Raw genomic sequence first — 22,286 nt, 5'->3', positions numbered from 1 at the left:
GGATGATCAGACCGGTCTGTAGATTTTTGGATTCGGTAAAAGGGAGTCTGAGCAATGAATGACATGCAGTATGCGAAAAGTCGGTTACGAGGCTGGGTTGACTCCTTCTTGAAACAAAGAGGGCACACCGCGCCCAGTGGTTTACCTCTTTACAGCTACGCTACGACTGACAATGAGCTCCAAATGCTCAGCGCCTTGTTGTCAGTGTGCCCGGAGGAGCGAGAAAGCATCATATCCGGCACTTACTGGGCTGCAGGGTACTGTCTGTTTGTTGCAGAACGCTATCGTCGCCAATATGACGCCAACTGGTCGTGGCAAGCGTTTGATTCTGAACTTGAGCTCAGCTTGCAGCCGATTGAGCACAAGGATCTGGTCAAGCGAGGATTGGATTTTTGGGGCCGCCCCATTCGGTATCGTGCCCATGGTGCTGACTATCTGGGCTCCCTTTTTGCTGAAGGCGGACTGCCCTGGAAGCTGCTGCAGAGTGAAGGGCATGGATTCGGGAAGGCAATCAAGTCAGGGCTCAAGCATTACCATGCGTGCAAGCGCGATGGGCGAGATATTGCCCAGGTTATTTGCGAATACGGACAGTATTTCCCTCAGTCTTTTCAGAATGAAGAGAAGTACCAGTTGTTGGCCCGTGTGGTCGAGACACTCATGCTGCTGGCAGAGCAACACGCGCTTGATGAACAGGATGACCCCGCTGCTTATCTGAATAGCCATTATCCCCAGTGGCGTGATGAATTTCCGCTGCCGCTGGAAGAAGAAAATGGCCACAGCCTGGTTAACGAATGGTTGAGGGATGCAGGTGTACGTCTAGAAGAGCGCAAGCGTGCCGAAGAGATGGCACGTTACTTCACCTGCGAGCATCGACTTGATGGTCCCATTGAGCTGGCGCGTCTGTTGGCGGAAATCAGGCTGGCACCGTCGCTGCAGGTGAAACTGGATGGACGCAAGCTCAGCACGACTCGCGTTGAGCTGGCGCTGTACGAAGGCGACCAAATGGTACTGAAGCTGGGGGCGGCCTATGGGCGGCTTGAGGGTGATGTGCTGGCGGTCAAATTGCCTGCCGAGGTTGTTAAATGCAGCCGCAAGTCACCGGACAAACCTTTGTTTCTAGTGTGTTCCTGTGCCGGTGAGCGGCTGGACACACATACCATTCAGTCCAGTGAGGTGGATTGGAATCAGTTGCCGGCTGTCTTTGTCGAGGAGGGTGACGAGGTTCATCTGGTCGGCATTGCATCGGTGAAAGCGAAAGCACCTGAAGTTCTGTTGCGCGTACCTGTCAGCATGAAAATTGAGGGCATGAAGCCTGTTGCTGCTGATGCCGAGGTGGGTTTCTGGTACCGCGTTAGCCAGGCCACAATCATATCGGATGCAGGCGCCCGTTATCTGATTGAGCCCGGAAGTTCGTCTGCTGCTGAGCGTGTTGAATTCCAAGGGGCGCTATCACCCTACGAAACACTTCCAATTGCGACCTGGCTGGGGTGGCCTCGCTGTATGCTCGCCAGCGCATCAGCAGAGGGGCGAAGACCTGAATCGTACCGAGTGAATGATCAGGTGTTCCAGAGCATCGATTCACTGCCTCTGGTTGGAAGCTTCAAGGTTGAGGTGCTTGGCCCGGATCAACAGGTGTTGGCGCGTCGAAAGCTGGGTGTATTGCCCCGTGATTTTTCGATTGCGTCGCTGCCGGCTTCTTCGCAGGTGCCGGCGCGTATTTCAATCAGGACGGTGCAGAGGCTAAAGGTTCGTGTGCTGAACGATAGCCTGCACACTGAAGTTCGCAGGGAAGGGAGCACTACTACCGTTGAGCTGACACCCGTTGATCAGCAACCCGACCGGGTGTTGCTGGAGATCTCAGATCAACGCAGCCACAGTGATGGTATTGTAATTCGGTTGCCTTACCCCGAAGAGGGTGTTCAGCTGGTTGAAGATGACGGTAGCCTGTTCCGTGGACGTGACCTCACCGTAGACCGCATTTTGGGCATGTCGCTGGTCATGACGCCTCCGCCAGGTAAAACACAAACTTTTCACCTCTCGCTTGAGCTTATGGGGCGAACGGCGGGTTTGGAAAGGCGTTATGCCTATGACGTCAAGAACACCTCGACACAGGTGAGTCTGTTCTCGCTGTATGACGACATATTGTCCCTGTTCAGCTGTAGTGCTGAGCAGGATGCGATTGTTCGTTGCAGGATAGAAACCTCGCGCCCGCTCAAGCAGTTTGATATTTGCCGCTATGGTGCGGCTATAAAGTTTACCGATGAACTTGGCCATTTTTTTGAACTGATTGATCATAACCTGCAGCCGTTGACGCACCGGGCGGAAGGGACATCAGTCATGGCCATGCAAGTTCAGATGCCGGAAGCGGCGCCTGCTGAGCTGCATCCGCGGTCAGTACAAGAGCTGACTTCAGGCGTCTTCGAGTTGCCGACACGACTGCTAAAGGATGGCCCTTGGCTGCTGTATCCTGCCGAAGGTTCGGCAACTTTCTTCCGTCCGGCCATTCATGTGCCAGATGCCGTTGTTTGCACTCCGGATGAGGGGCAGGTTATTAAAACGCTTAACTCTGCCGCGCGTTACTACCACCCCAGGCTTCGCCCGGAAGTATTCAATGATGTACTGGATGACATGGCGGTGCATTTCCTGCACAGCAGCTGGCTCTACCTGGCTGAGTTGAAGCAGCGCTATAAGCATGTTCCTCTCTCGGCCTTTGAAAGCTGGAAGCATCTGAGTCGTCACCCACAGGCATTGGCCCTGGCAGTATTCAGACTCGAAATGGACGCACGTTTTGCTGAGCGACTGCAGCAGGAACTGGCGGTCATCTGGGAAGCGATAACGGTTGAGCAATGGAAATCAGCGCTTCGGGTATATGTTCAGGGCGTGTCGCAGCAGTTTGGTATTCCCGAGGAGATGGTCAAGAGCAGCGCGAAGACGCGCATGGGGTTGCTGTCTGTTCAGGTGCCGTTGTTTAAAGACCTGTCTGATGAACTGTGTGAGGGAGACATAGAGGTCTCCAATGGCGTGCCTCTTCAATTGGTGCTGCCGATTTGGTTGGGTGAGCTGCGCGTCCGTCAGGAGGATGCGCAATGGCCTGTGATCCTTAATGAAGCCTTGAGCAACTGGGTTCGTCAGCATGAGGATTATGCCTGGATGCAGGGGCTCGAAATGCCTGGTTACATGAGATCAGTTGTTTATATGCCTGTGTTTGCAGCCTGCCTGACGGCGGGTGTAGCGAGCTTGTCTGGGCTGGAAGCAGAAGATGCTGCTTTGCGCTTTGGTTTTCGTGTTTTGTCTGATTTTGACCGGGATGGCTGGTATGAGCCGGTTTACTCAGCCACTTTGTCCGGTTTGCTTCACGCTAAAGGGAGTCACTCATGAGCGGTTATTTTAAGGATTTGATCAATCAGTCACTGAGTCGTACGCGTGAAGCGACGCTGTCCATCCTGGGCATCAACGATGCCGGGCTTAGAGCACATCTTGCCGAGCAGATGCACGACCGCATGGGGGAAGAAGGCTGCTTTTTGGCGCCGCCTGTTTTTGAACATACCTTTGGTTGGCAGTCAGGTGAACCGACCTTTGCGGACTTGAAGGGCAATCTGCTGTCGGAATCCGTCGTCAACGCACTCACTACCGCTGATAACTACGGTTTTGACGCCGATATTAGGCCCTATAAGCACCAGCTGGAAAGCTGGAACACCTTGCTGGCCGGTAAGCCCAAGTCTGCGGTCATTACCACCGGTACAGGCTCGGGTAAGACCGAGTGCTTCATGATTCCGATCCTGCAGGATCTGGTCAATGAGCATGAACAAAGCAAAAGCGCACTGGTGGGTGTACGAGCGCTCTTTTTGTATCCGCTGAACGCATTGATCAACTCTCAGCGCGAGCGTCTGGATGCATGGACCTCGCCCTTCAACGACAACATCCGCTTCTGCCTGTATAACGGCAATACTGAAGAAAATGAAAGCACCGTTCGCAAGACACAACGAGAGCGGCCCAACGAGATACTCTCACGTGAGCGGCTGCGCAAGGAGCCGGCCCCGATCCTGATGACCAATGCGACCATGCTGGAATACATGCTGGTCCGTCAGGTAGACGATCCGATTCTGCGCATTTCACGAGAGCAGCAGTCTTTACGCTGGATAGTGTTGGACGAGGCGCATACTTATGTTGGTTCGCAGGCAGCTGAGCTTTCGTTGTTGCTGCGTCGTGTGGTGGAGGCCTTTGGTAAGCAGGCCCATGAAATTCGCTTTGTGGCTACATCGGCAACTATTGCCGGGGAAGGGGCGACACAAAAGCTGCAGTCCTATCTAGCATCTTTGGCAGGTGTGCCTGACGATCAGGTCGTGGTGATCAGTGGTTCGCGGCAGGTGCCCTCAGTTGAGCACGATCCGGACCCCATGCGCACACTTGATGAACTTCGTGCCATTGACCCAGGTAACACCGTTTCGATAGACCGCTATACCGCCCTGTGCAATCACTCGCTGGCTTATCGCGTGCGGCAGACGCTGGTGGGCAGTGAAAAGCCTCTGGATCTCAATGAGCTTATAGATGCAGTTGCTCCGATGCTGGTAAGCACGCAAAAGGAAGCTCAGCAGCAGGAGTTGCTGCAGTGGATCGACTTGATGAGTGACACCCAGCCATCAAAGGACGAGCCGCCTTTCCTGAAGCTGCGTGGTCACCTCCACCAGCGTATGCTGCATGGCCTCTGGAGTTGTGTCGATCCTGATTGCAGTGCCAAATCAGCGCATCTCAAAAAATGGCCATTCGGTAATGTCTATGTCACTCAGCGCGCCCGCTGTGAATGCAGAGCTCCAGTCTATGAGTTGGCATTCTGTGGCGACTGTAAAACCCCGCATCTGGTGGCTGAAGATGCGAATGGCAAACTGCTGCAGGCCAGTCCCTATTCCGGTGATGAATTCTCGCTTTTGGATGACGTCAATGACGAGTCCGTACCAGAAGCCGAAGACAGTCAATATTCAGGCAAGCAGTCTGTGGTTTTGGCTTCGACCGAGGGGGAAAGTTATCAGGACGTTCCTTTCAACAAGGAAACAGCGGAACTGGGTGCACTGACTTCACCTTCAGTGATCAACGTTCATCTGGCGACGGACAAAGGTTCAGAATGCGCTCAGTGTGGTGAATCCGGTCGTGCACCTGCAGGATTCCTGCGCAAATGTTACTTGGGAGCCCCGTTCTATGTCAGCAATGCTGTTCCGGCGGTACTGGAGTTCTGTCCTGACCCCGAAGGCAAAGATATCAATCCGGAGAGCCTTCCGGGTCGTGGTCGCAAGCTGATCACTTTCACGGACAGCCGTCAGGGTACGGCACGCATGGCCGTGCGCATGCAGCAGGAAGCGGAGCGATCTCGGCTTAGGGGGCTTGTATTTTCGATTCTGCGTAACAGACAGGCGCTCGAAAATGTTGATGTTGGGGTATTGAGTGCGGAGGATGAAAAAGATCTCGAATTTGCTAGAAAATTTGAGCTTGCAGGAGTGCATGATGAAGCGCGAAAGATTCGTGATGAGATTCAGCAGAAGTTAGATGCGGCTCAACCCAAGCAGGTTAGAGTGAGCTGGCAGGGTCTTGTTTCAGATCTTGCTGCCGCCAACGATATCAAACACTCCATTCTTGATTACAACCGCTATGCGAATCCGGAGTTCTTTGGTGGTCATGACAACAGCATGACCTTGGCAAGTCTTTTGCTGCTGCGCGAGTTTGCTCGCCGTCCGAAAAACCAGAACAGTTCCGAGACGTTGGCACTGGTTCAGGTGGGTTATCAGGGGCTGGAGAATGTTCAGTCAGTTCCTCGTTTTTGGGCTGAAACGCTGGTCCCTAAAGTGGGTAACGATCAGGAAAGGGAGGCTTTGAGCCTGCAGGATTGGAAAGACTTCCTGAAGGTAGCCTTGGACTTCCATGTGCGTGAAAACACGTTCATTGTCATGAATGAAAATGAACGATATTGGCTGGGAGCCAAGTTTGCGCCCAAGGAGTTGGTGGCGCCCAAGCCGGATTACCCCGAAACCTCACGTGTTAAATCCTGGCCACTCTTTAAACCAAACAGACCACAGCAACCCCGGCTGGTAAAGCTACTGATACATGGAGCTGGATTGGATCCTGCCTCGGCAGCGGATCGCGATAAAATTAATGTATGGCTAAAGGCGGCCTGGGATGAATTGACGCACTCGCAGAGGCAGATACTGCAGAGCCAAAGTGGTGGGGGTTATACGCTATCGCGCCAAGCTATTACCTTTGCCTTGCCCCAGAAAGCTTGGGTGTGCCCGATCAGTTATCGTTTGCTGGATACAACTTTTAGGGGCCTGACACCTTACATCCCTAGAAAAAAAGCCGAGCGTGCTCAACTCCAATGTCAACAGGTTGATTTGCCGGTCTTTACTGCGTTGGCACCTGAAGGTGAGGAAGAAGGTGCCCTGTTAGCCATCAGGGGTAAGGTGGCGCAAAACGATGTTGTCCAGCAGCTTCGCCAAGTTAGTCTGTGGAGTGATATCTCTGACCGTACGGTCGAGGGTGGCTTCTACTATCGAACGGCAGAACACTCGGCTCAGCAGTCCTCAAAACGCCTGGAAGGATATGAAGAGCTCTTTAAGAAAGGGAAGATCAACGTCCTGAACTGCTCCACAACCATGGAAATGGGGGTGGATATTGGCGGTATCTCCGCTGTAGTAATGAACAACGTTCCGCCGCATCCTGCCAACTATCTGCAGCGCGCAGGCCGCGCGGGTCGCCGCAGTGAGGCCCGAGCTGTTGCTTACACCCTGTGCAAATCCGATCCGCATAACACACGAGTGTTCAACAACCCAAAATGGGCGTTCAGTACTGCGATTCCAGCCCCGGTGATTACTCTGAATGCCGAACCCTTGGTACAAAGGCATGTTAACTCCTACCTGCTGTCGCAATTTTTGAAAGCACAGACTTCGTCAGAAGGTGATCGTACCCGACTAACAGTACAGTGGTTTTTCCATGCCCATGAAGGCGTTGTTGAGCGCTTCATCGATTGGTTGGGCAGCGAGGCCAAGGCTTTTGAGCAGGGGGCAAAGCGAATCGTCAAACGAACCGCTTTGGAGCTTGCCGGGACCGACACCTTGGCAACTAATTGCGCTGAGGCTATTGGTAAGCTGGCACAGGGTTGGCAAGAGGAATACCGGCAGATCAACCTGCGCCTGAATGCGGCAACAGACCCGAGCTATAAGAAAGCACTGGAGCTGGAGAAGGTCCGTCATGAAGGGGAGTACTTGCTGAAAGAGCTGGCTGCCAGGGCGTTTCTGCCCGGATATGGTTTCCCGACCAACGTTGTTGCGCTCAATACCTACAACATTGAGGACTTCAAGAATAAGAAAAGTACAGCTGACTCCCAGAAATCCGGACGAGAGGACAACATATTTACCTACAAGGAGCAGCCTTCAAGGGGGCTGGATATTGCGGTAAGGGAGTATGCGCCCGGCGCACAGATTGTCATTGATGGGCGTGTGTACCGTTCGGCGGGTATCAAAATGCAGTCTTATCAGGAAGGAGCAAGCGGCGGTAGCCAGAAGTTCGACCTTTCCTGGCAGTGTGTGAGCTGTGGTACACCAGGCTATCAGGAGTATGCCTACTCGCATGGTGATGATCTCCATTGTCCGCAGTGTGATGCGAAGATTCCTGATTTCCAGGTTAAGAAGGTGCTTCGCCCTCTGGGATTTGTTACGGATTTCTACGAGCCGACAACCAATGACGTCTCTTCGCAGAAATTCATGCCTGTCGAGAGGCCCCTTGTTCATGTCAAAGGGGCGACAGTAGCACTGCCGGATCCTGCATGTGGCTTTGTTCGCTTTGGTGAAAGTGGGCAGATTGTTGTTCGTTCCGGTGGTGAAAACGGACAAGGATTTGCGGTATGCATGAGCTGTGGCCGAGCAGATTCAATGGAGGCCAATGGAGATTTGCCGAAGGGTATGAGACCCAGCGAAAGCCATCGTCCCATCGGTGGTGCAACGGGCAGTAAGAGCAAGCCTGAATGCTCGGGCGAGAGGGTGATGCCAAATATCCACCTCGGATATCAGGCAAGGACACATGTCGTCGAATGGACTTTCCGTAACCCGCTGACGGGTGCATGGATTCCAGAAAACGAAACAGGTCGAGTAATTGCGACCACCCTTGCGGTTGCACTGCGTGATGCGGTCTCTGATCAGCTGGGTATTGCCAGCAGCGAGATGGGCTTTGGTGTACGGCCGGATCGTGACCTTGAAACAGGCGAGAAGCGCTATATCGTGCAGGTATACGATAACGTAGCCGGAGGAGCAGGCTTTGTACTGACTGCCTTGCAGGAAATGACAGGACTTTTGAAAGCCGCCCTCAAAAAACTGGAGTGTTCTGCACACTGTGAGACAGCTTGTTCTTCATGTCTCGCCAGTAAGGACAGCCGTGTTGAGTTTGAGCAGCTTAATCGACGACAGGCACTGAAATGGCTACAGGAAAGCCGATTTGCCGAGCATCTGCAGCTGCCTGAACCGTTCAATACTGTATCCGGTGCTACATATTGGCCTTACGAACCCAGCCGCTTTGTTCGTTACTGGATCAACAAGTCAGCCAAGGAGATTCGGGTTCGTCTCGGAGGTGATTCCAACCTTTGGGACTTGGGGGCACCGGAGTTCCGTAAGCAGCTGATTGCATGGAAAATCATCGATGGCCGTGATGTCAGTGTGGTCCTTGAAACCCAGAACCTGCCGACTGACATTAAGGAGGAGTTGGCCTTACTGGCGCGCTTTGATATCCGAATTGTCCAGCTGACCGCAGATCAGAGTATTAGTGGTGTTCATGCGCCAGTTCAGATCGTGGATAAGGAGGAGGGTATTGTTACTTTGCTCTCTGATTCTGAGTCATCTTTCATTCCTGGTACAGATTGGTTGCAAGCGCAGGATGCCAGTATCTGGGTGACATCCGAGAGCCTGCCCGCATGGGAAATGGACTTGATCAATACTGACGATTGGCTGGGCACCTATGCCACCGCTACCGTGATTGAGGTTACCAAAGAGCTGAACGGCCCCATAGTCAACCTGCATGACCGCTTCAAAGCGCTTTTAACTGATAAAGCAGCTGGTTTCATGGCCAAACTCCAAGGTGAGAAGGTTGTCGCGATCCGATACGAAGACCGCTACCTGCGTTCACCTTGGACAGTGATGTTGCTGGCTGGTTTTATGCGTGCAATCCCAAGTGATGGCGTCAACTCGGTCATAATTGAAACAGTCTCAGCACAAACTGGGCATGCGGGCGATACCCTCTGGAATAACTGGAACAACTATCAGGATATGGAGGAAGTGTTGGAAGAATGGGTCTCAGCACTTATGGGTACCCGTCCAGTGATCAATACGAGGGACTCTTTGGCTGAGGTAAGCCATCGCCGTGTTTTGACGCTTGAGCTTGAATCCGGTACTCAGCTGAAGCTGGCCTTCGACCAGGGGATGGGATACTGGAAATGTACTGCTGATGCCTATGGATTGAAGCACTTTGATTTCAGCCAGCCAATCATGGGTCAAGTGAAACAGATGTTGAATAGCTGGAATGGTGTGAGGTTGTCCAATGGTGGTGAGTGGCCGACAGATATTGCATTGTATGAAGTTAAAAGTTAATCAAGTTAGAAGTAGCCCTGCTTCTTGCATCTAGGCTGGTTGCAATGGCAAAGCCGCTATCGGGTTCGATCCTTGGATTGACCCCAATACGGCTTGTCACATGCATAACTTCGGCTAATTAGACACAGAGTCATTGCTAACAGGAGGTTATCATGAAGACATCACTCGCTTATCACAGGTCGTTGGGTGGAGATCCCGTCCTAACCGTTGTACGGAAGCTTCACAGATGAATAGCTTCTGTTAGCCAGTAATTCATTCGTTTCGCTTAAGGGATTGGTTTTCACTGGCTGTAAAGATCACAGTGAATGAAGGTTCCTGATATCAAAAATCATATAAATGGATATCATGATATCCATATTTTGTGATTATTTTGAATAAAGGCTACAATAATATCCGTAATGTAGGAATGAGAGGTATCCAATAGTCAGGTGCATACCATGCCCAAATTCCAGTTACTCGATGATCAAGATGTTCAGCTGGCTTTTGCAGTTCATCTGCGTACTCTGAGAGAACAAGCCAAGCTGTCGCGTGATGCGCTGGCTCAGCGCAGTTGTGTCCCCGCACCTACCATCAAGAAGTTCGAGTTGACCGGGCAGATCTCCTTTCGTCAGCTGTTGCTGCTCTGGCAGACCTTGGATGACCTTTCGCGCCTCTATGAGCTCACTCAGATCAGGGGGCAGCCTGACCGCATGCCTACCAGCATAGAGGAGGTATTGCGCGATGAGTTTTAAGCCAGTGCAACGGCTCGATATCACCCGTACGCTCAGCACGGGCGAGCAGGTGGCAGTGGGCGTGCTGGCGCAAAACCGTCAGGGTATTTTCTTCCAATACGATCAGGGCTACCTGCAGCAATTTGGCAACCTGTCACCGCTGACGCTGCGACCGACAACCGAGTTGCAACGGGCGCCCCGCGAACCTCATGGTGGCCTGCATGGCGTTTTTGCCGATGCACTGCCGGACGGTTGGGGTTTGCTGTTGCAGGATCGGCTGTTTCGACAGCATGGCATTCTGCCGGCGCAGGTAACGCCCCTGGATCGACTCGCCTTTGTCGGCGGCAGCGGTATCGGAGCCTTGTCTTTTGCCCCCGTTTCCGATTACTGCCCGGCAGCAGATGACACCGTAAACCTGCATACACTTGGACTGGAAGCTCAGGCGCTGTATGACGGTCAGACAGAAGAGGTGCTGACCGCTCTGGCGGCAGCGGGCAGTTCCGGTGGCGCGAGGCCCAAGGCGCAGGTCTATGCTCAGCCCGGTGACCTGAGTCGTTGCAGTACGCTGGCTAAAGCCGGTGATGAAGCCTGGTTGGTTAAATTCTCGTCCAGCAACTTGCCCCTCGGACATGAAGAAGGCATTTGTGAGGCGATCTTTTTGAGCCTGGCAAAAAGGGCGCAACTGGAGCCACCGGAGTGGTCGCTTGTGCCGGCGGCGCAGAGCAGTGGGGCTGATGTGTGGTTGGCCATAAAGCGCTTTGATTGGTTGCCTAATGCTACGGTCGCCGCAGGCCGGGTACACATGCACAGCGCCTGTGGCCTGCTGGATGCAGACTTTCGCATGCCTAGTCTGGATTACGAAGATCTGATCAAGGCCAGCCGCCATCTGTGCAAATCCCCTGCAGTGGGGCGCCTGCAGTTTCGTCGTGCACTGTTCAATCTGTTTGCCTGTAATCAGGACGATCACAGCAAAAACTGGGCGTTTCTACAGGCGGATAATGGTGACTGGTCAGCGGCACCTTTCTACGATGTTACTTTTAGCCCCCATCCCTTCGGTGAGCATGCCACCGCCTTTGTCGGTTATGGTAAAGCGCCAACAGTTGAGGCCGTGCAGGCCCTGGCTCGGCGTGCGGGGTTTGCGTCCTGGAATGACGCGCGAGAATGTATTGTCGAGCTGGTGGGTGTACTGTCTGAGTTTGAAGCAGTGGCGCGTGAGCATGGTTTGAGCAGATCAACTGCAAGGCTGATATCAGAACAGTTGCATAGTGTAAAGGAAGCCAACATGCATTTGGTTGGATCATGAGCTAACGGATGCTAAAAAAATTTGCATTCGAAACTCGGCATCTATATAGTGCCGCTCCGTGATTGGTGAGACACTCAATCACAACGAAACGGCTTAAAGCGAAGTGCTAAAAGTCGTGTACAATGGAATGTACAAAATGCTATGATTGGTAAAGTAACAGATTGATTCGTTTGGTGATTTCGAGTCTCTCCGTCCGCACCACACAGGCAACACACTATATGGTGGGCGTAGCTCAGTTGGTAGAGCCCCGGATTGTGATTCCGGTGGTCGTGGGTTCGAGCCCCATCGTCCACCCCAGTGTGCCCTGATATTCTGTTATGCCTCCCCTCTATCTTTATGATTCTCAAGGCTTTGCCTTCATTAATACATTCTTTTTCATTTTACTGCTGTTGGGCTTTTGCTTGACTAATGGCGGCAGTTGGAAGAAAATTTCGCGCTTTAGAATTTTGGCTCTGCTGGTCGGTCGTCATCAGCCGCATATTGATCCCTGAATCAACGGGATGAATATTACGGAGGGCGAGCCTGCAGGTCGCAACATCATGCTGCAAACTATTTGTGAGGATCTCCATGCAAGTTTCTGTTGAAACGACTTCCGGCCTCGAGCGTCAGATGACCGTAACTGTCCCGGCTGCACGCATTGACCAGGACGTAGACAAGCTGGTTGCTCAGCAGGCGCGCACTCGCCGTCTGGATGGTTTCCGTCCGGGCAAGGTTCCGCCCAAGGTGATCAAGCGCATGTTCGGCAGCGCGATCCGTCAGGACGTATTGGGTCAGGTCGTTCAGGAAAGCTTCTATACCGCTGTTGAGCAGGAAAAACTGCAGCCGGCGGGTGGTCCCAACATCGAGTTCAAGAACGACAAAGAAGGTGAAGACCTTCAGTACGTGGCTACCTTTGAAGTGTACCCGGAGATTGAACTGAAAGATCTGTCCGGCGTTGAGCTGGAACAGCAGACTGCCGAAATCACTGATGCCGACATGGATCAGATGATCGATACCCTGCGCAAGCAGCAGGCAAACTGGACCGAAGTGGATCGCGCTGCGGCTGAAGGCGACCAGGTCAAGATCGACTTTGAAGGCTTCATCGATGGCGAAGCATTCGAAGGCGGCAAGGCAGAGGGTCACAGCCTTGTGCTGGGTTCCGGCTCCATGATTCCTGGCTTTGAAGCCGGTCTGGAAGGCAAGAAGGCGGGTGAAGAGTTCGATCTGGAAATCACCTTCCCGGAAGACTACCACGCTGAAAACCTGAAAGGTAAAGCGGCTGTTTTCAAGACCAAGGTACAGAGCGTTTCCGCTCAGGAACTGCCTGAACTGAACGAAGAGTTCTTCTCTCGCTTTGGCATCGAAGAGAAAGAACTGGATGGCTTCAAGGTTGAAGTGCGCAAGAACATGGAGCGCGAACTCAAGCACGCTCTGAAAATGAAGCTGAAAGATCAGGTCTTCACTGAGCTGCTCAAGGCCAATGAGATTGAGGTGCCTGCAGCCCTGATCGACAGCGAAATTGACAACCTGCGTCGTCAGGCAATTCAGCAGTTCGGTGGTCAGGATGCCAACATCGACCCGAACATGTTGCCGAAAGAAATGTTCGAAGCTCAGGCTCAGCGCCGTGTAAGCGTAGGTCTGTTGGTTCAGGAAGTGGTCAAGGCCAACGACATGAAAGCGGATGAGCAGCGTGTGCGCGAAACCGTTGAAGAGATGGCTGAAACCTACCAGGAACCGCAGCAGGTTATCGACTGGTACTACAGCAACGACCAGATCCTGAACCAGATCAAGAGCCTGGTGCTGGAAGATCAGGTAGTTGATCATCTGCTGGCTTCTGCTACAGTCACTGAAAAAGCGGTTGCATACGAGGAGGCTATCAAGCCTGCTCAGCAGCAAGCTGAAGAGACCGAAGCCTGATCCGGAACAGCCGGTCAGGGCGTAAGCCGTAAAGGAAACGACAGTTGGCCTGGCTGACTGTCGTTTTTTCGCTTATCAGGGTAAGGAGAATTCTTGCATGGCAGATATCTATTCCGGGCGTTCCACCGAAATCACCAATTCCGGGCTGGTCCCGATGGTGGTGGAGCAGAGCTCACGAGGCGAGCGCGCCTACGATATCTACTCCCGTCTGCTCAAAGAACGGGTCATTTTTCTGGTGGGTCAGGTCGAAGACCATATGGCCAACCTGATTGTCGCCCAGTTGCTGTTCCTTGAAGCCGAAAATCCGGACAAGGACATCCACCTGTACATCAACTCACCGGGTGGCTCGGTTACGGCGGGCATGGCAATCTACGATACCATGCAGTTCATCAAGCCCAACGTCAGCACCATGTGTATTGGCCAGGCGGCCAGCATGGGCGCTTTCCTGCTGGCGGCAGGTGAGCCGGGCAAGCGCTTTGCGCTGCCGAATGCGCGTGTAATGATTCATCAGCCGCTGGGTGGCTATCAGGGCCAGGCGACCGATATTGAGATCCATACCCGTGAAATTCTGTCAATTCGCGAAAAATTGAATCGCCTGCTGGCTCACCATACAGGGCAGGATTTCGAGACGATTGCGCGTGACACGGATCGTGACAATTTCATGGATCCGAAAACGGCTGCTGAATACGGGCTGATCGACTCCGTACTTGAGCGCCGTATCGAAAGCGAATAACCCTTTGTAGTCGCGGCCGGGTTGAAATTCGGCCGCCTCGGGCGCATAACAAGTGTAAATGGTTTTTTTGAGGTAAGAAGATGGCAGACGAGACGACCGGCAAGGGGGGAGAGGGCAGTAAGCTGTTCTGTTCCTTCTGCGGCAAAAGCCAGGATGAAGTGCGCAAATTGATCGCAGGTCCCTCTGTCTTTATCTGTGACGAGTGTGTTGATCTCTGCAACGATATCATCCGCGAAGAGATTCAGGATTCGGACGAGCAAGAGCCCAGTGATACCCTGCCGACTCCGGCCGAGATCAAGGCAACCCTGGACGATTACGTAATCGGGCAGGAGCGTGCCAAAAAAGTGCTGGCGGTTGCGGTGTACAACCACTACAAGCGTCTGCGGTTCCAGAAAAAGGGTGAAGTGGAGCTTGGCAAGAGCAACATTCTGCTGATCGGTCCCACCGGCAGCGGCAAGACCCTGCTGGCTGAAACCATGGCGCGTCTGCTGAATGTGCCCTTTACCATTGCGGATGCCACCACGCTGACTGAAGCGGGCTATGTGGGTGAAGATGTCGAGAACATCATCCAGAAGCTGCTGCAGAAGTGTGACTACGATGTCGAAAAGGCCCAGTTGGGTATTGTGTACATCGATGAGATCGACAAGATCTCACGCAAATCTGATAACCCCTCCATCACGCGTGATGTGTCCGGTGAAGGGGTACAGCAGGCACTGCTGAAACTGATTGAGGGTACGGTCGCTTCCGTTCCTCCTCAGGGTGGACGCAAGCATCCTCAGCAGGAGTTCCTGCAGGTGGACACGTCCAATATCCTGTTCATCTGTGGTGGTGCTTTCGCCGGTCTGGAAAAAATTATCCGTGACCGCAGTGAGCGCAGCTCCATCGGCTTCAGTGCCGTGGTGAAGAGCAAGGACGACAGCCGTCTGAGCGAAGCACTGCACGATGTCGAAGCGGAAGATTTGGTCAAGTTTGGTCTGATTCCCGAGTTTGTGGGGCGTCTGCCGATGATTGCCACGTTGTCCGAGCTTGATGAAGAGGCACTGATTCAGATTCTCACCGAGCCCAAGAACAGTCTGGTCAAGCAGTACCAGGCCCTGTTCGAGATGGAAGGGGTCGATGTGGACTTCCGTGAAGACGCATTGAAAGCGGTCGCCGAAAAGGCGCTGGAGCGTCGGACCGGGGCCCGTGGTCTGCGTTCCATTCTGGAGGCGACTCTGCTGGATATCATGTATCAGCTGCCGTCGATGGATAATGTTGCCAAGGTAGTGATCGACGAAGGTGTGATCACCGGCACCTCCGAACCGATCCTGATCTACGAAAATCAGGAACCAGCCAAAGCCTCGGCTGACAGCTGATCCTGTGTTTCGTTATCGCTAAATCCCCGCCCTGTGCGGGGATTTTCGTTTGTGGGCAGGGTAGTGGGTGTAATTGTTTTGCGTCGCTGTCGACAAGCCTTTTATAATTGGTTGGAGCAAGCGGTCGGGATAATGCCGCTGCCATACAACAACAGATAAAAAAGGAAGACATGATGCTGAAACGTCGCACATTCATGGCCGCTGCAGCTGCTACACTGCTGTTCAGCTCTGTTGCCAGTGCCGAATACAAGGCTGAGTATACCGTCTCTACCGTTCTGCCTTCCGCCTTTCCCTGGGGACAGGCTGCCGACAAATGGGTCGAGCTGGTAAAAGAACGGTCTGAAGGCCGCATCAATATGAAAATCTACAGCAACTCCCAGCTGGTCTCCGGTGACCAGACCAAGGAGTTTTCAGCCATGCGATCCGGCCTGATTGATATGGCGGTTGGCTCGACCATCAACTGGTCACCGCAGGTGCCTGAACTGAACCTGTTCTCACTGCCGTTCCTGATGCCGGACTACGCTGCCATCGACGCAATCACTCAGGGTGAAGCGGGCAAAGCGGTGTTTGCAGCGATCGAAAAGCGCGGTGTTACTCCGCTGGCCTGGGGTGAAAACGGCTTCCGTGAACTGTCCAACTCCAAGCATGAAGTCAAGCAGCCGTCTGACCTGGAAGGGCTGAAGGTCCGTGTTGTGGGTTCACCGCTGTTCCAGGATACCTTTACGGCGCTGGGTGCCAACCCGACTCAGATGAGCTGGGCGGACGCCAAGCCTGCGCTGACAACGGGTGCGGTTGATGGACAGGAAAACCCGCTGTCCGTATTTGATGTGGCGCGTATTGATCAGGTGGGCCAGACCTACCTGACTCAGTGGCACTACATGGCTGACCCGCTGGTATTTGCCGTCAGCAACCGTGTGTGGAGCCAGTTCAGCCCGGAAGATCAGGCCCTGCTGAAGCAGGCTGCCATTGATGCCGGCAAATGGGAGATCGAAAAATCCCGTGCTGAACTGGATGAGACGCTGGCCAAAATCAAGGAGCGTGGCGTTCAGGTGACCGACCTGACCCCTGAACAGCACGCAGCCTTTGTCGAAGCCACTCAGTCCGTATACGAAAAGTGGACGCCGCGTATCGGCGAAGAGCTGGTCAAGCAGGCGCAGGACGCCATTGCCAACCGTCCGCAGTAATAGGGCACCTGCATGAAGACGCCCGCCACCCCGGCGGGCGTTGTTGTCTGAAGTGGAGTGATAATGTCTACCCGACCCCCCAAGTTCAGGCCGGAGGCCTGGCTGGCGTCCCTGTCATTGATCGCGATCTGTCTGATCAGTCTGGGCAATGTAATCGTGCGCTATGCGACCGATGCCTCTTTTGCCTTCACGGAAGAGTTTTCGGTCTTTTTGCTGGTACTGCTCACCTTTGCTGGAGCAGCGGTAGCGGCACGTCATAATCAGCACATTCGCATTGAACTGGTTGAACATCACCTGCCCAAACCGGCGCTCAAGGTTGTGTATGTGCTGCAGTGGCTGGCGGGCGTGATCGTACTGGGCGTTACCTGCTGGTACGGTGCCAAGCTGGCGCTGGAAGAGTATCAATGGGAATCACTGTCCCCGGGGCTTGGGCTGCCCAACTGGATTTATGTGGCTTGGCTGCCGTTGCTGGCAGCAGCCATCGTTGTGCGCACGACGCAGAATCTCATCGATCGCCTGCGTGGCAATGAACCACAGGAGGTGATCCATGAGCCCTGATCTACTGCTGATCGGCAGTTTCCTGCTGGCGCTGCTTCTGGGTGTGCCAGTGGCCATTGCGTTGGGCTTGGGAGGCATCGTCGGTATTCTGGCCGGGCTGTCGCCAGACATGCTGGCGACTCTGGGAACCAATACCTACAACAGTGTGGCCAAATATCCCCTTATTGCCATTCCACTGTTTATCCTCACGGGCCTTATTTTTGAGCGGGCAGGGGTCGCAGCTAGCCTGGTTCGTTTTGCTCAGTCGGTGATCGGGCCTCGCCATGGCGGGCTTGCCGTTGTCGCAGTACTGGTCTGTCTGATTATGGGCGGGATGAGTGGCTCAGGCCCCGCCGATGCCGCTGCCGTGGCGATGGTGATGCTGCCCAGCATGCGCAAGGCAGGTTATCCTCAGGCCTTCTCGGCGTCGCTGATAGCGGCATCTTCATCTACCGCGATTCTGATCCCGCCCTCGATCGCCTTGATTTTGTACTCCATCGTGGTGCCTGGCGTCGATCTGCGTGCACTGTTTGCTGCTGGTTTGTTTCCCGGCATTCTCGCGGGGCTCTCCCTTCTCGTGCCAGCACTGCTGTTGGCCCGCAAGTATGGCTGGGAAGACCCGGAAAAGTCCGAGCGCCCGCCATTCTGGCCCAGCCTCAAGGCGGCGCTGCCGGCACTGTTTGCACCGGTGATCATTCTCGGCGGTTTGCGTTCAGGCCTGTTCACACCGACCGAGGCGGCTGTGGTTGCGGTCACCTATGGTGTTATCGTTGGCTGTTTGGTTTACCGCAATCTGGGGATTCGCCAGTTGTTTGATCTGATGACGGAAGCGGCGGTGACCTCGGGTGTGGTGATGCTGATCATAGCGTTGGCGGGTATCTTTGCCTGGGCCGGCACTACGCTTGGCACATTCCAGCACTTGGCCAATGGTCTGCTGGCGCTGTCGGAAAGCGGCTGGGTCCTGCTGGGGTTGGTCATGCTGCTGGTGTTGATTGCGGGTATGCTGTTGGATGCGGTGTCGATCTACCTTATCCTGATCCCGATTGTACTGCCGCTGATGAACCATTTTGGCTGGAACCCGGTCTGGTTCGGCATCCTGTTGGCGATGAATATCGCCATTGGCCAGTTTACACCGCCCGTCGCGGTCAACCTGATGGTCACCACGCGGATCGCCAATATCCGTCTGGAGCATACCATTGGCTGGACGTTGATATTTATTGCAGCCATGGCCTGCAGTCTGTTGCTGGTGATGCTGGTGCCCGGTATTGCCCTGTGGCTGCCGGACAAGCTGGGTTACGTCGTCGGCCCCTGGTAGCCATCCGATCCGATCTGACCGGTCATGACATGGCCGGTCAGATCAGGTGTATCCCGAAGCCACTCTGATTCATTATAATGTGGGCCTTGAGTCACCCATCTTTCCAGTTTTTTACATCCGGATACCCTTTGCATCATGTTTCGATACTGTATAGCTCTGTTGCTTTTGCTGCCTGCTACCTTCGCCCAAGCCGATATATTTGCGCCGTTCCGAGATGAGGATGGCAATACCAAGTGGCAATATGTTGCCAACTTTTCCAGCGGTGTGCTGATCATCCTGCTGACACTGGCGGCACTCGTGCTGTTTATCGTCTGGCGGCGGGCGCGTGGTTACAACCACGAGCTGGAAGAGATCAAGGCCAACCTCGAAAAACGAGTGAAAGAGCGTACCGCACGGTTGGAGCAGGAAGTGTCAGAGCATGTGGTGACGACTGGGCGCCTTCAGGCGTCAGAGGCCTATATCCAGAATATTCTCAGCTCCATGCCGCTGGTGTTGGTCGGTCTTGACTGGGAAGGCACGATTACACAGTGGAACCCGCGTGCCGAGAAGCTTTCCGGTATCAAGGCGATCAACGCGATCGGGCGCAACCTCTGGGCTATCTATCCGGACATCACCTTGAAACCGAGCCACATTGAAGAGGCGCTGCAGAAGAACGAAACCCTGACGCTGCGCTACAGCCAGCCGGGCAGTTACTACATGGATATCACCGTCTATCCGCTTGAAAACTACAGCGAGCCGGGTGTGGTGATTATGGTGGATGATGTCACCCGCCGTGTGATTGCCGAAAACATGCTGATTCAGCACGATCGACTGGCGTCGATGGGCGAACTTGCCACCACCATGGCCAGCGATATAAACAAGCCATTGCAGGCAATACTGTTTGATCTGCGCAGCTTCCACAGTCTGCTGGAATCCGCCAGCTTCCTGCAGGAAGGCGGCAAACAGAAAGAGGAGGTCGCACGCCTTCACCGCTTGCTGCAGAACGCAGCCGAAAACGGGCGAGAAGTCGAGTCAGTGATTCAGAATCTGCTCGAATTTGCGCGTGGGCGCACAACTGCACCAGCCAGTGCCAATGTCATCGACATCATTGAACACTCGGTTGATCTGGCGGGTGAAGTACTGGCGCTCCCCAATGCGATTCCGTTCAGTGATGTCAAAATCGAGCGTCACTTCGAGACCGATCTGCCGAAAGTCCCCTGTTACATAACAGAGCTTCAGCAGGCCTTGCTGAGCATTCTGCGTTACTCGTTGGCGGCCCTGAGTGATAAAGTTGCACAGAACAGGGAAGGATTTGTGCCGAAGCTGAAGCTCTATGCTTCACGCAGCTATGATTCGCTGTCACTGCGCATTCAGCACAATGGTGTGGGCCTCAGCAGTGAAGAGCAGATGTGCCTGTTCGAGCCCTATCCGCACCATGCCGAGAATGAAATGGCATCTGCATCCGGGCCTGAAAAGCGCTTGTCCTTTGCCTTCTATGTCATCACCCAGCAGCACCGGGGGCACATGGCTGTCACCTCTGATCCGGAAGTGGGCACCACGTTCCATATCCAGCTGGAGCTGAACTAATCTGACAATTAATCGGCCTGTCTAGTACCAAAGGCTCATATTCTCACTGCCAAGGCACTATACTCGAAGATCAGTAGCGTTCGCTAATATTGAAAGCGTCAATCGTTACTGCTCTTCGAGCGTGATGCGAATAACAACAAGAGGCTAAGAATATGATCTACGCACAGCCAGGACAGGCAGATTCCATCGTCACTCTGCAGCCGCGCTACGGCAACTTCATCGGCGGTGAATGGAAAGCCCCGGTGAAAGGTGAATACTTCAAAAACGTTTCACCGGTAACCGGCGAAGCCTTCTGTGAAATCCCCCGTTCAACCGCTGAAGATATCGAACTGGCACTGGACGCTGCCCACGCAGCCAAGGATGCCTGGGCTCGTACCTCCGTGCAGGAACGCTCCAACACCCTGCTCAAGATTGCTGACCGTCTGGAAGCAAATCTGGAACAGATCGCCGTGGCCGAAACCTGGGACAACGGTAAGGCTGTGCGTGAAACCCTGGCCGCTGACGTACCGCTGGCCATCGACCACTTCCGTTACTTTGCCGGCTGTATCCGTGCGCAGGAAGGCTCCATCGGCGAGATCGACGAAAACACCGTGGCCTACCACTTCCATGAGCCGCTGGGTGTTGTCGGCCAGATCATTCCCTGGAACTTCCCGCTGCTGATGGCGGCGTGGAAAATTGCTCCGGCACTGGCGGCAGGCAACTGCATCATACTGAAGCCTGCTGAGCAAACTCCCTGGTCCATTCTGAAGCTGATGGAAACCATTCAGGACCTGTTGCCGCCGGGCGTGCTGAATATCGTTAACGGTTTTGGTGCCGAAGCGGGTCAGGCTCTGGCGACCAGCAAGCGCATTGCCAAAATCGCCTTCACCGGCTCAACCCCGGTGGGTTCCCACATTCTGAAATGTGCTGCCGAAAACATCATTCCGTCGACTGTAGAGCTGGGCGGCAAGTCCCCCAACATCTACTTTGAAGACGTCATGAACCATGAAGACGAATTCATCGATAAGTGTGTGGAAGGTACCGTACTGGCGTTCTTCAACCAGGGCGAAGTCTGCACCTGTCCGTCGCGTCTGCTGGTGCAGGAAAGCATTTACGATGATTTCATCGCACGCGTCATTGATCGCATCAAGAAGATCAAGCGTGGCAACCCGCTCGATACCGAAACCATGGTCGGTGCTCAGGCTTCTCAGGAGCAGTTCGACAAGATCATGAGCTACTTCGACATCGGCCGTGCCGAAGGTGCTGAAGTGCTGATCGGTGGTGACAAGGAGCAGCTGGGCGATGACCTGGGCCGCGGCTACTACATCCAGCCGACTCTGCTCAAGGGCAACAACAGCATGCGCGTGTTCCAGGAAGAGATCTTTGGACCGGTCGTATCCGTTACCACCTTCAAGGACGAGGCTGAAGCCCTCGCCATCGCCAACGACACCGAGTTTGGTCTGGGTGCCGGTGTATGGAGCCGCGACATGAACCGCGCCTACCGCATGGGCCGTGGCATTCAGGCCGGTCGTGTCTGGACCAACTGCTACCACCAGTACCCGGCACATGCTGCCTTTGGCGGTTACAAGAAGTCCGGCGTGGGCCGTGAAACGCACAAGATGATGCTCGATCACTACCAGCAGACCAAGAACATGCTGGTCAGCTACGACATCAACCCGCTGGGATTCTTCTAAGGCACGGGCCTTTACAGGCCCTGTTATCTCCGAAGCACTGCACAGGGATGTGCAAATCATGGCTGCTTCACCCTGGCAGTCTATTGCTCTGCAGCAATCCGTTTAACGGCCTCCGGGCCGTTTTTTTCGTATAAGGTGTAGGTACGCCGCGGCGTGCCATACCGCTGGTTGCTATACCAAGTCAGCCCTGAATTCGTTCCAAAGTACCATATTGGAGTGGTGGCACGGTTGCCTACTATCAGGGTGTCACAAAGACATATCGATAACAAAAACGAGGAACGCATTATGTGGACCAAACCTGCCTACACTGATCTGCGCATCGGCTTCGAAGTCACCATGTACTTCGCCAACCGCTGAGCACACGGCGGCCCTTCGGGGCCGCTTTTGCTTACCGATC

General features: G+C 54.1%; 13 protein-coding genes and 1 tRNA gene. All 14 read left to right on the top strand.

The features are described from left to right. The first annotated feature begins 54 nt into the window (after positions 1–54). The 14 genes from BLV48_RS03105 to pqqA all read left to right on the top strand — a co-directional run bounded on the left by BLV48_RS03105 (position 55) and on the right by pqqA (position 22,246). Positions 55–3,378: an STY4851/ECs_5259 family protein gene (locus tag BLV48_RS03105; RefSeq protein ID WP_217632939.1), complete on the top strand. Its 3,324-nt coding sequence runs from the start codon at positions 55–57 to the stop codon at positions 3,376–3,378. Next, on the top strand, positions 3,375–9,617 hold the full coding sequence (locus tag BLV48_RS03100) for a DEAD/DEAH box helicase (protein ID WP_091822976.1): 6,243 nt from the start codon (positions 3,375–3,377) through the stop codon (positions 9,615–9,617). The genes BLV48_RS03105 and BLV48_RS03100 overlap by 4 nt, the downstream gene beginning before the upstream one ends. A gap of 437 nt (positions 9,618–10,054) precedes the next feature. Beyond that, positions 10,055–10,348: a helix-turn-helix domain-containing protein gene (locus BLV48_RS03095; protein ID WP_091822973.1), complete on the top strand. Its 294-nt coding sequence runs from the start codon at positions 10,055–10,057 to the stop codon at positions 10,346–10,348. Beyond that, positions 10,338–11,630: a type II toxin-antitoxin system HipA family toxin gene (locus BLV48_RS03090; RefSeq protein ID WP_091822970.1), complete on the top strand. Its 1,293-nt coding sequence runs from the start codon at positions 10,338–10,340 to the stop codon at positions 11,628–11,630. Before BLV48_RS03095 ends, BLV48_RS03090 begins: the two co-directional genes overlap by 11 nt. A gap of 221 nt (positions 11,631–11,851) precedes the next feature. Next, positions 11,852–11,927, top strand: a tRNA-His gene (locus BLV48_RS03085). A gap of 270 nt (positions 11,928–12,197) precedes the next feature. Further along, complete coding sequence (tig, locus tag BLV48_RS03075) at positions 12,198–13,526, top strand: trigger factor (protein WP_091822964.1); 1,329 nt, start codon at positions 12,198–12,200, stop codon at positions 13,524–13,526. 97 nt (positions 13,527–13,623) lie between these two features. Then, on the top strand, positions 13,624–14,259 hold the full coding sequence (clpP, locus tag BLV48_RS03070; RefSeq protein WP_091822961.1) for an ATP-dependent Clp endopeptidase proteolytic subunit ClpP: 636 nt from the start codon (positions 13,624–13,626) through the stop codon (positions 14,257–14,259). A gap of 80 nt (positions 14,260–14,339) precedes the next feature. Next, positions 14,340–15,614: an ATP-dependent protease ATP-binding subunit ClpX gene (clpX, locus tag BLV48_RS03065; RefSeq protein ID WP_091822958.1), complete on the top strand. Its 1,275-nt coding sequence runs from the start codon at positions 14,340–14,342 to the stop codon at positions 15,612–15,614. Between the two features lie 173 nt (positions 15,615–15,787). Next, positions 15,788–16,798, top strand: a complete 1,011-nt coding sequence (locus tag BLV48_RS03060; RefSeq protein ID WP_091822955.1) for a DctP family TRAP transporter solute-binding subunit — start codon at positions 15,788–15,790, stop codon at positions 16,796–16,798. Positions 16,799–16,861: 63 nt separating this feature from the next. Continuing rightward, a complete protein-coding gene (locus BLV48_RS03055; RefSeq protein ID WP_091822953.1) occupies positions 16,862–17,356 on the top strand; it encodes a TRAP transporter small permease in 495 nt (164 codons plus the stop codon). Further along, entirely contained in the window at positions 17,346–18,650 is a 1,305-nt protein-coding gene (locus tag BLV48_RS03050; protein ID WP_091822950.1) for a TRAP transporter large permease, read from the top strand. The genes BLV48_RS03055 and BLV48_RS03050 overlap by 11 nt, the downstream gene beginning before the upstream one ends. 135 nt (positions 18,651–18,785) lie before the next feature. Beyond that, on the top strand, positions 18,786–20,216 hold the full coding sequence (locus BLV48_RS03045; RefSeq protein WP_091822947.1) for a two-component system sensor histidine kinase NtrB: 1,431 nt from the start codon (positions 18,786–18,788) through the stop codon (positions 20,214–20,216). 152 nt (positions 20,217–20,368) lie between these two features. After that, a complete protein-coding gene (gene exaC / locus BLV48_RS03040) occupies positions 20,369–21,889 on the top strand; it encodes an acetaldehyde dehydrogenase ExaC (RefSeq protein WP_091822944.1) in 1,521 nt (506 codons plus the stop codon). 285 nt (positions 21,890–22,174) lie between these two features. After that, a complete protein-coding gene (gene pqqA, locus BLV48_RS03035) occupies positions 22,175–22,246 on the top strand; it encodes a pyrroloquinoline quinone precursor peptide PqqA (protein ID WP_003243383.1) in 72 nt (23 codons plus the stop codon). The last annotated feature ends 40 nt before the right edge of the window (positions 22,247–22,286 follow it).

This window comes from Marinobacterium iners DSM 11526 (assembly GCF_900107855.1).
Classification (GTDB): Bacteria; Pseudomonadota; Gammaproteobacteria; order Pseudomonadales; family Balneatricaceae; genus Marinobacterium; species Marinobacterium iners.
The sequence above is the reverse complement of the archived record's forward strand: the minus strand, read 5'-3'. Positions and strand labels throughout refer to the sequence as shown.

What these genes read in the sequence shown, in the direction of transcription:
- BLV48_RS03105 (WP_217632939.1), top strand. Translation starts at nt 55, where the DNA reads ATGAATGACATGCAGTATGCGAAAAGTCGGTTACGAGGCTGGGTTGAC.
- BLV48_RS03100 (WP_091822976.1), top strand. Translation starts at nt 3,375, where the DNA reads ATGAGCGGTTATTTTAAGGATTTGATCAATCAGTCACTGAGTCGTACG.
- BLV48_RS03095 (WP_091822973.1), top strand. Translation starts at nt 10,055, where the DNA reads ATGCCCAAATTCCAGTTACTCGATGATCAAGATGTTCAGCTGGCTTTT.
- BLV48_RS03090 (WP_091822970.1), top strand. Translation starts at nt 10,338, where the DNA reads ATGAGTTTTAAGCCAGTGCAACGGCTCGATATCACCCGTACGCTCAGC.
- tig (WP_091822964.1), top strand. Translation starts at nt 12,198, where the DNA reads ATGCAAGTTTCTGTTGAAACGACTTCCGGCCTCGAGCGTCAGATGACC.
- clpP (WP_091822961.1), top strand. Translation starts at nt 13,624, where the DNA reads ATGGCAGATATCTATTCCGGGCGTTCCACCGAAATCACCAATTCCGGG.
- clpX (WP_091822958.1), top strand. Translation starts at nt 14,340, where the DNA reads ATGGCAGACGAGACGACCGGCAAGGGGGGAGAGGGCAGTAAGCTGTTC.
- BLV48_RS03060 (WP_091822955.1), top strand. Translation starts at nt 15,788, where the DNA reads ATGCTGAAACGTCGCACATTCATGGCCGCTGCAGCTGCTACACTGCTG.
- BLV48_RS03055 (WP_091822953.1), top strand. Translation starts at nt 16,862, where the DNA reads ATGTCTACCCGACCCCCCAAGTTCAGGCCGGAGGCCTGGCTGGCGTCC.
- BLV48_RS03050 (WP_091822950.1), top strand. Translation starts at nt 17,346, where the DNA reads ATGAGCCCTGATCTACTGCTGATCGGCAGTTTCCTGCTGGCGCTGCTT.
- BLV48_RS03045 (WP_091822947.1), top strand. Translation starts at nt 18,786, where the DNA reads ATGTTTCGATACTGTATAGCTCTGTTGCTTTTGCTGCCTGCTACCTTC.
- exaC (WP_091822944.1), top strand. Translation starts at nt 20,369, where the DNA reads ATGATCTACGCACAGCCAGGACAGGCAGATTCCATCGTCACTCTGCAG.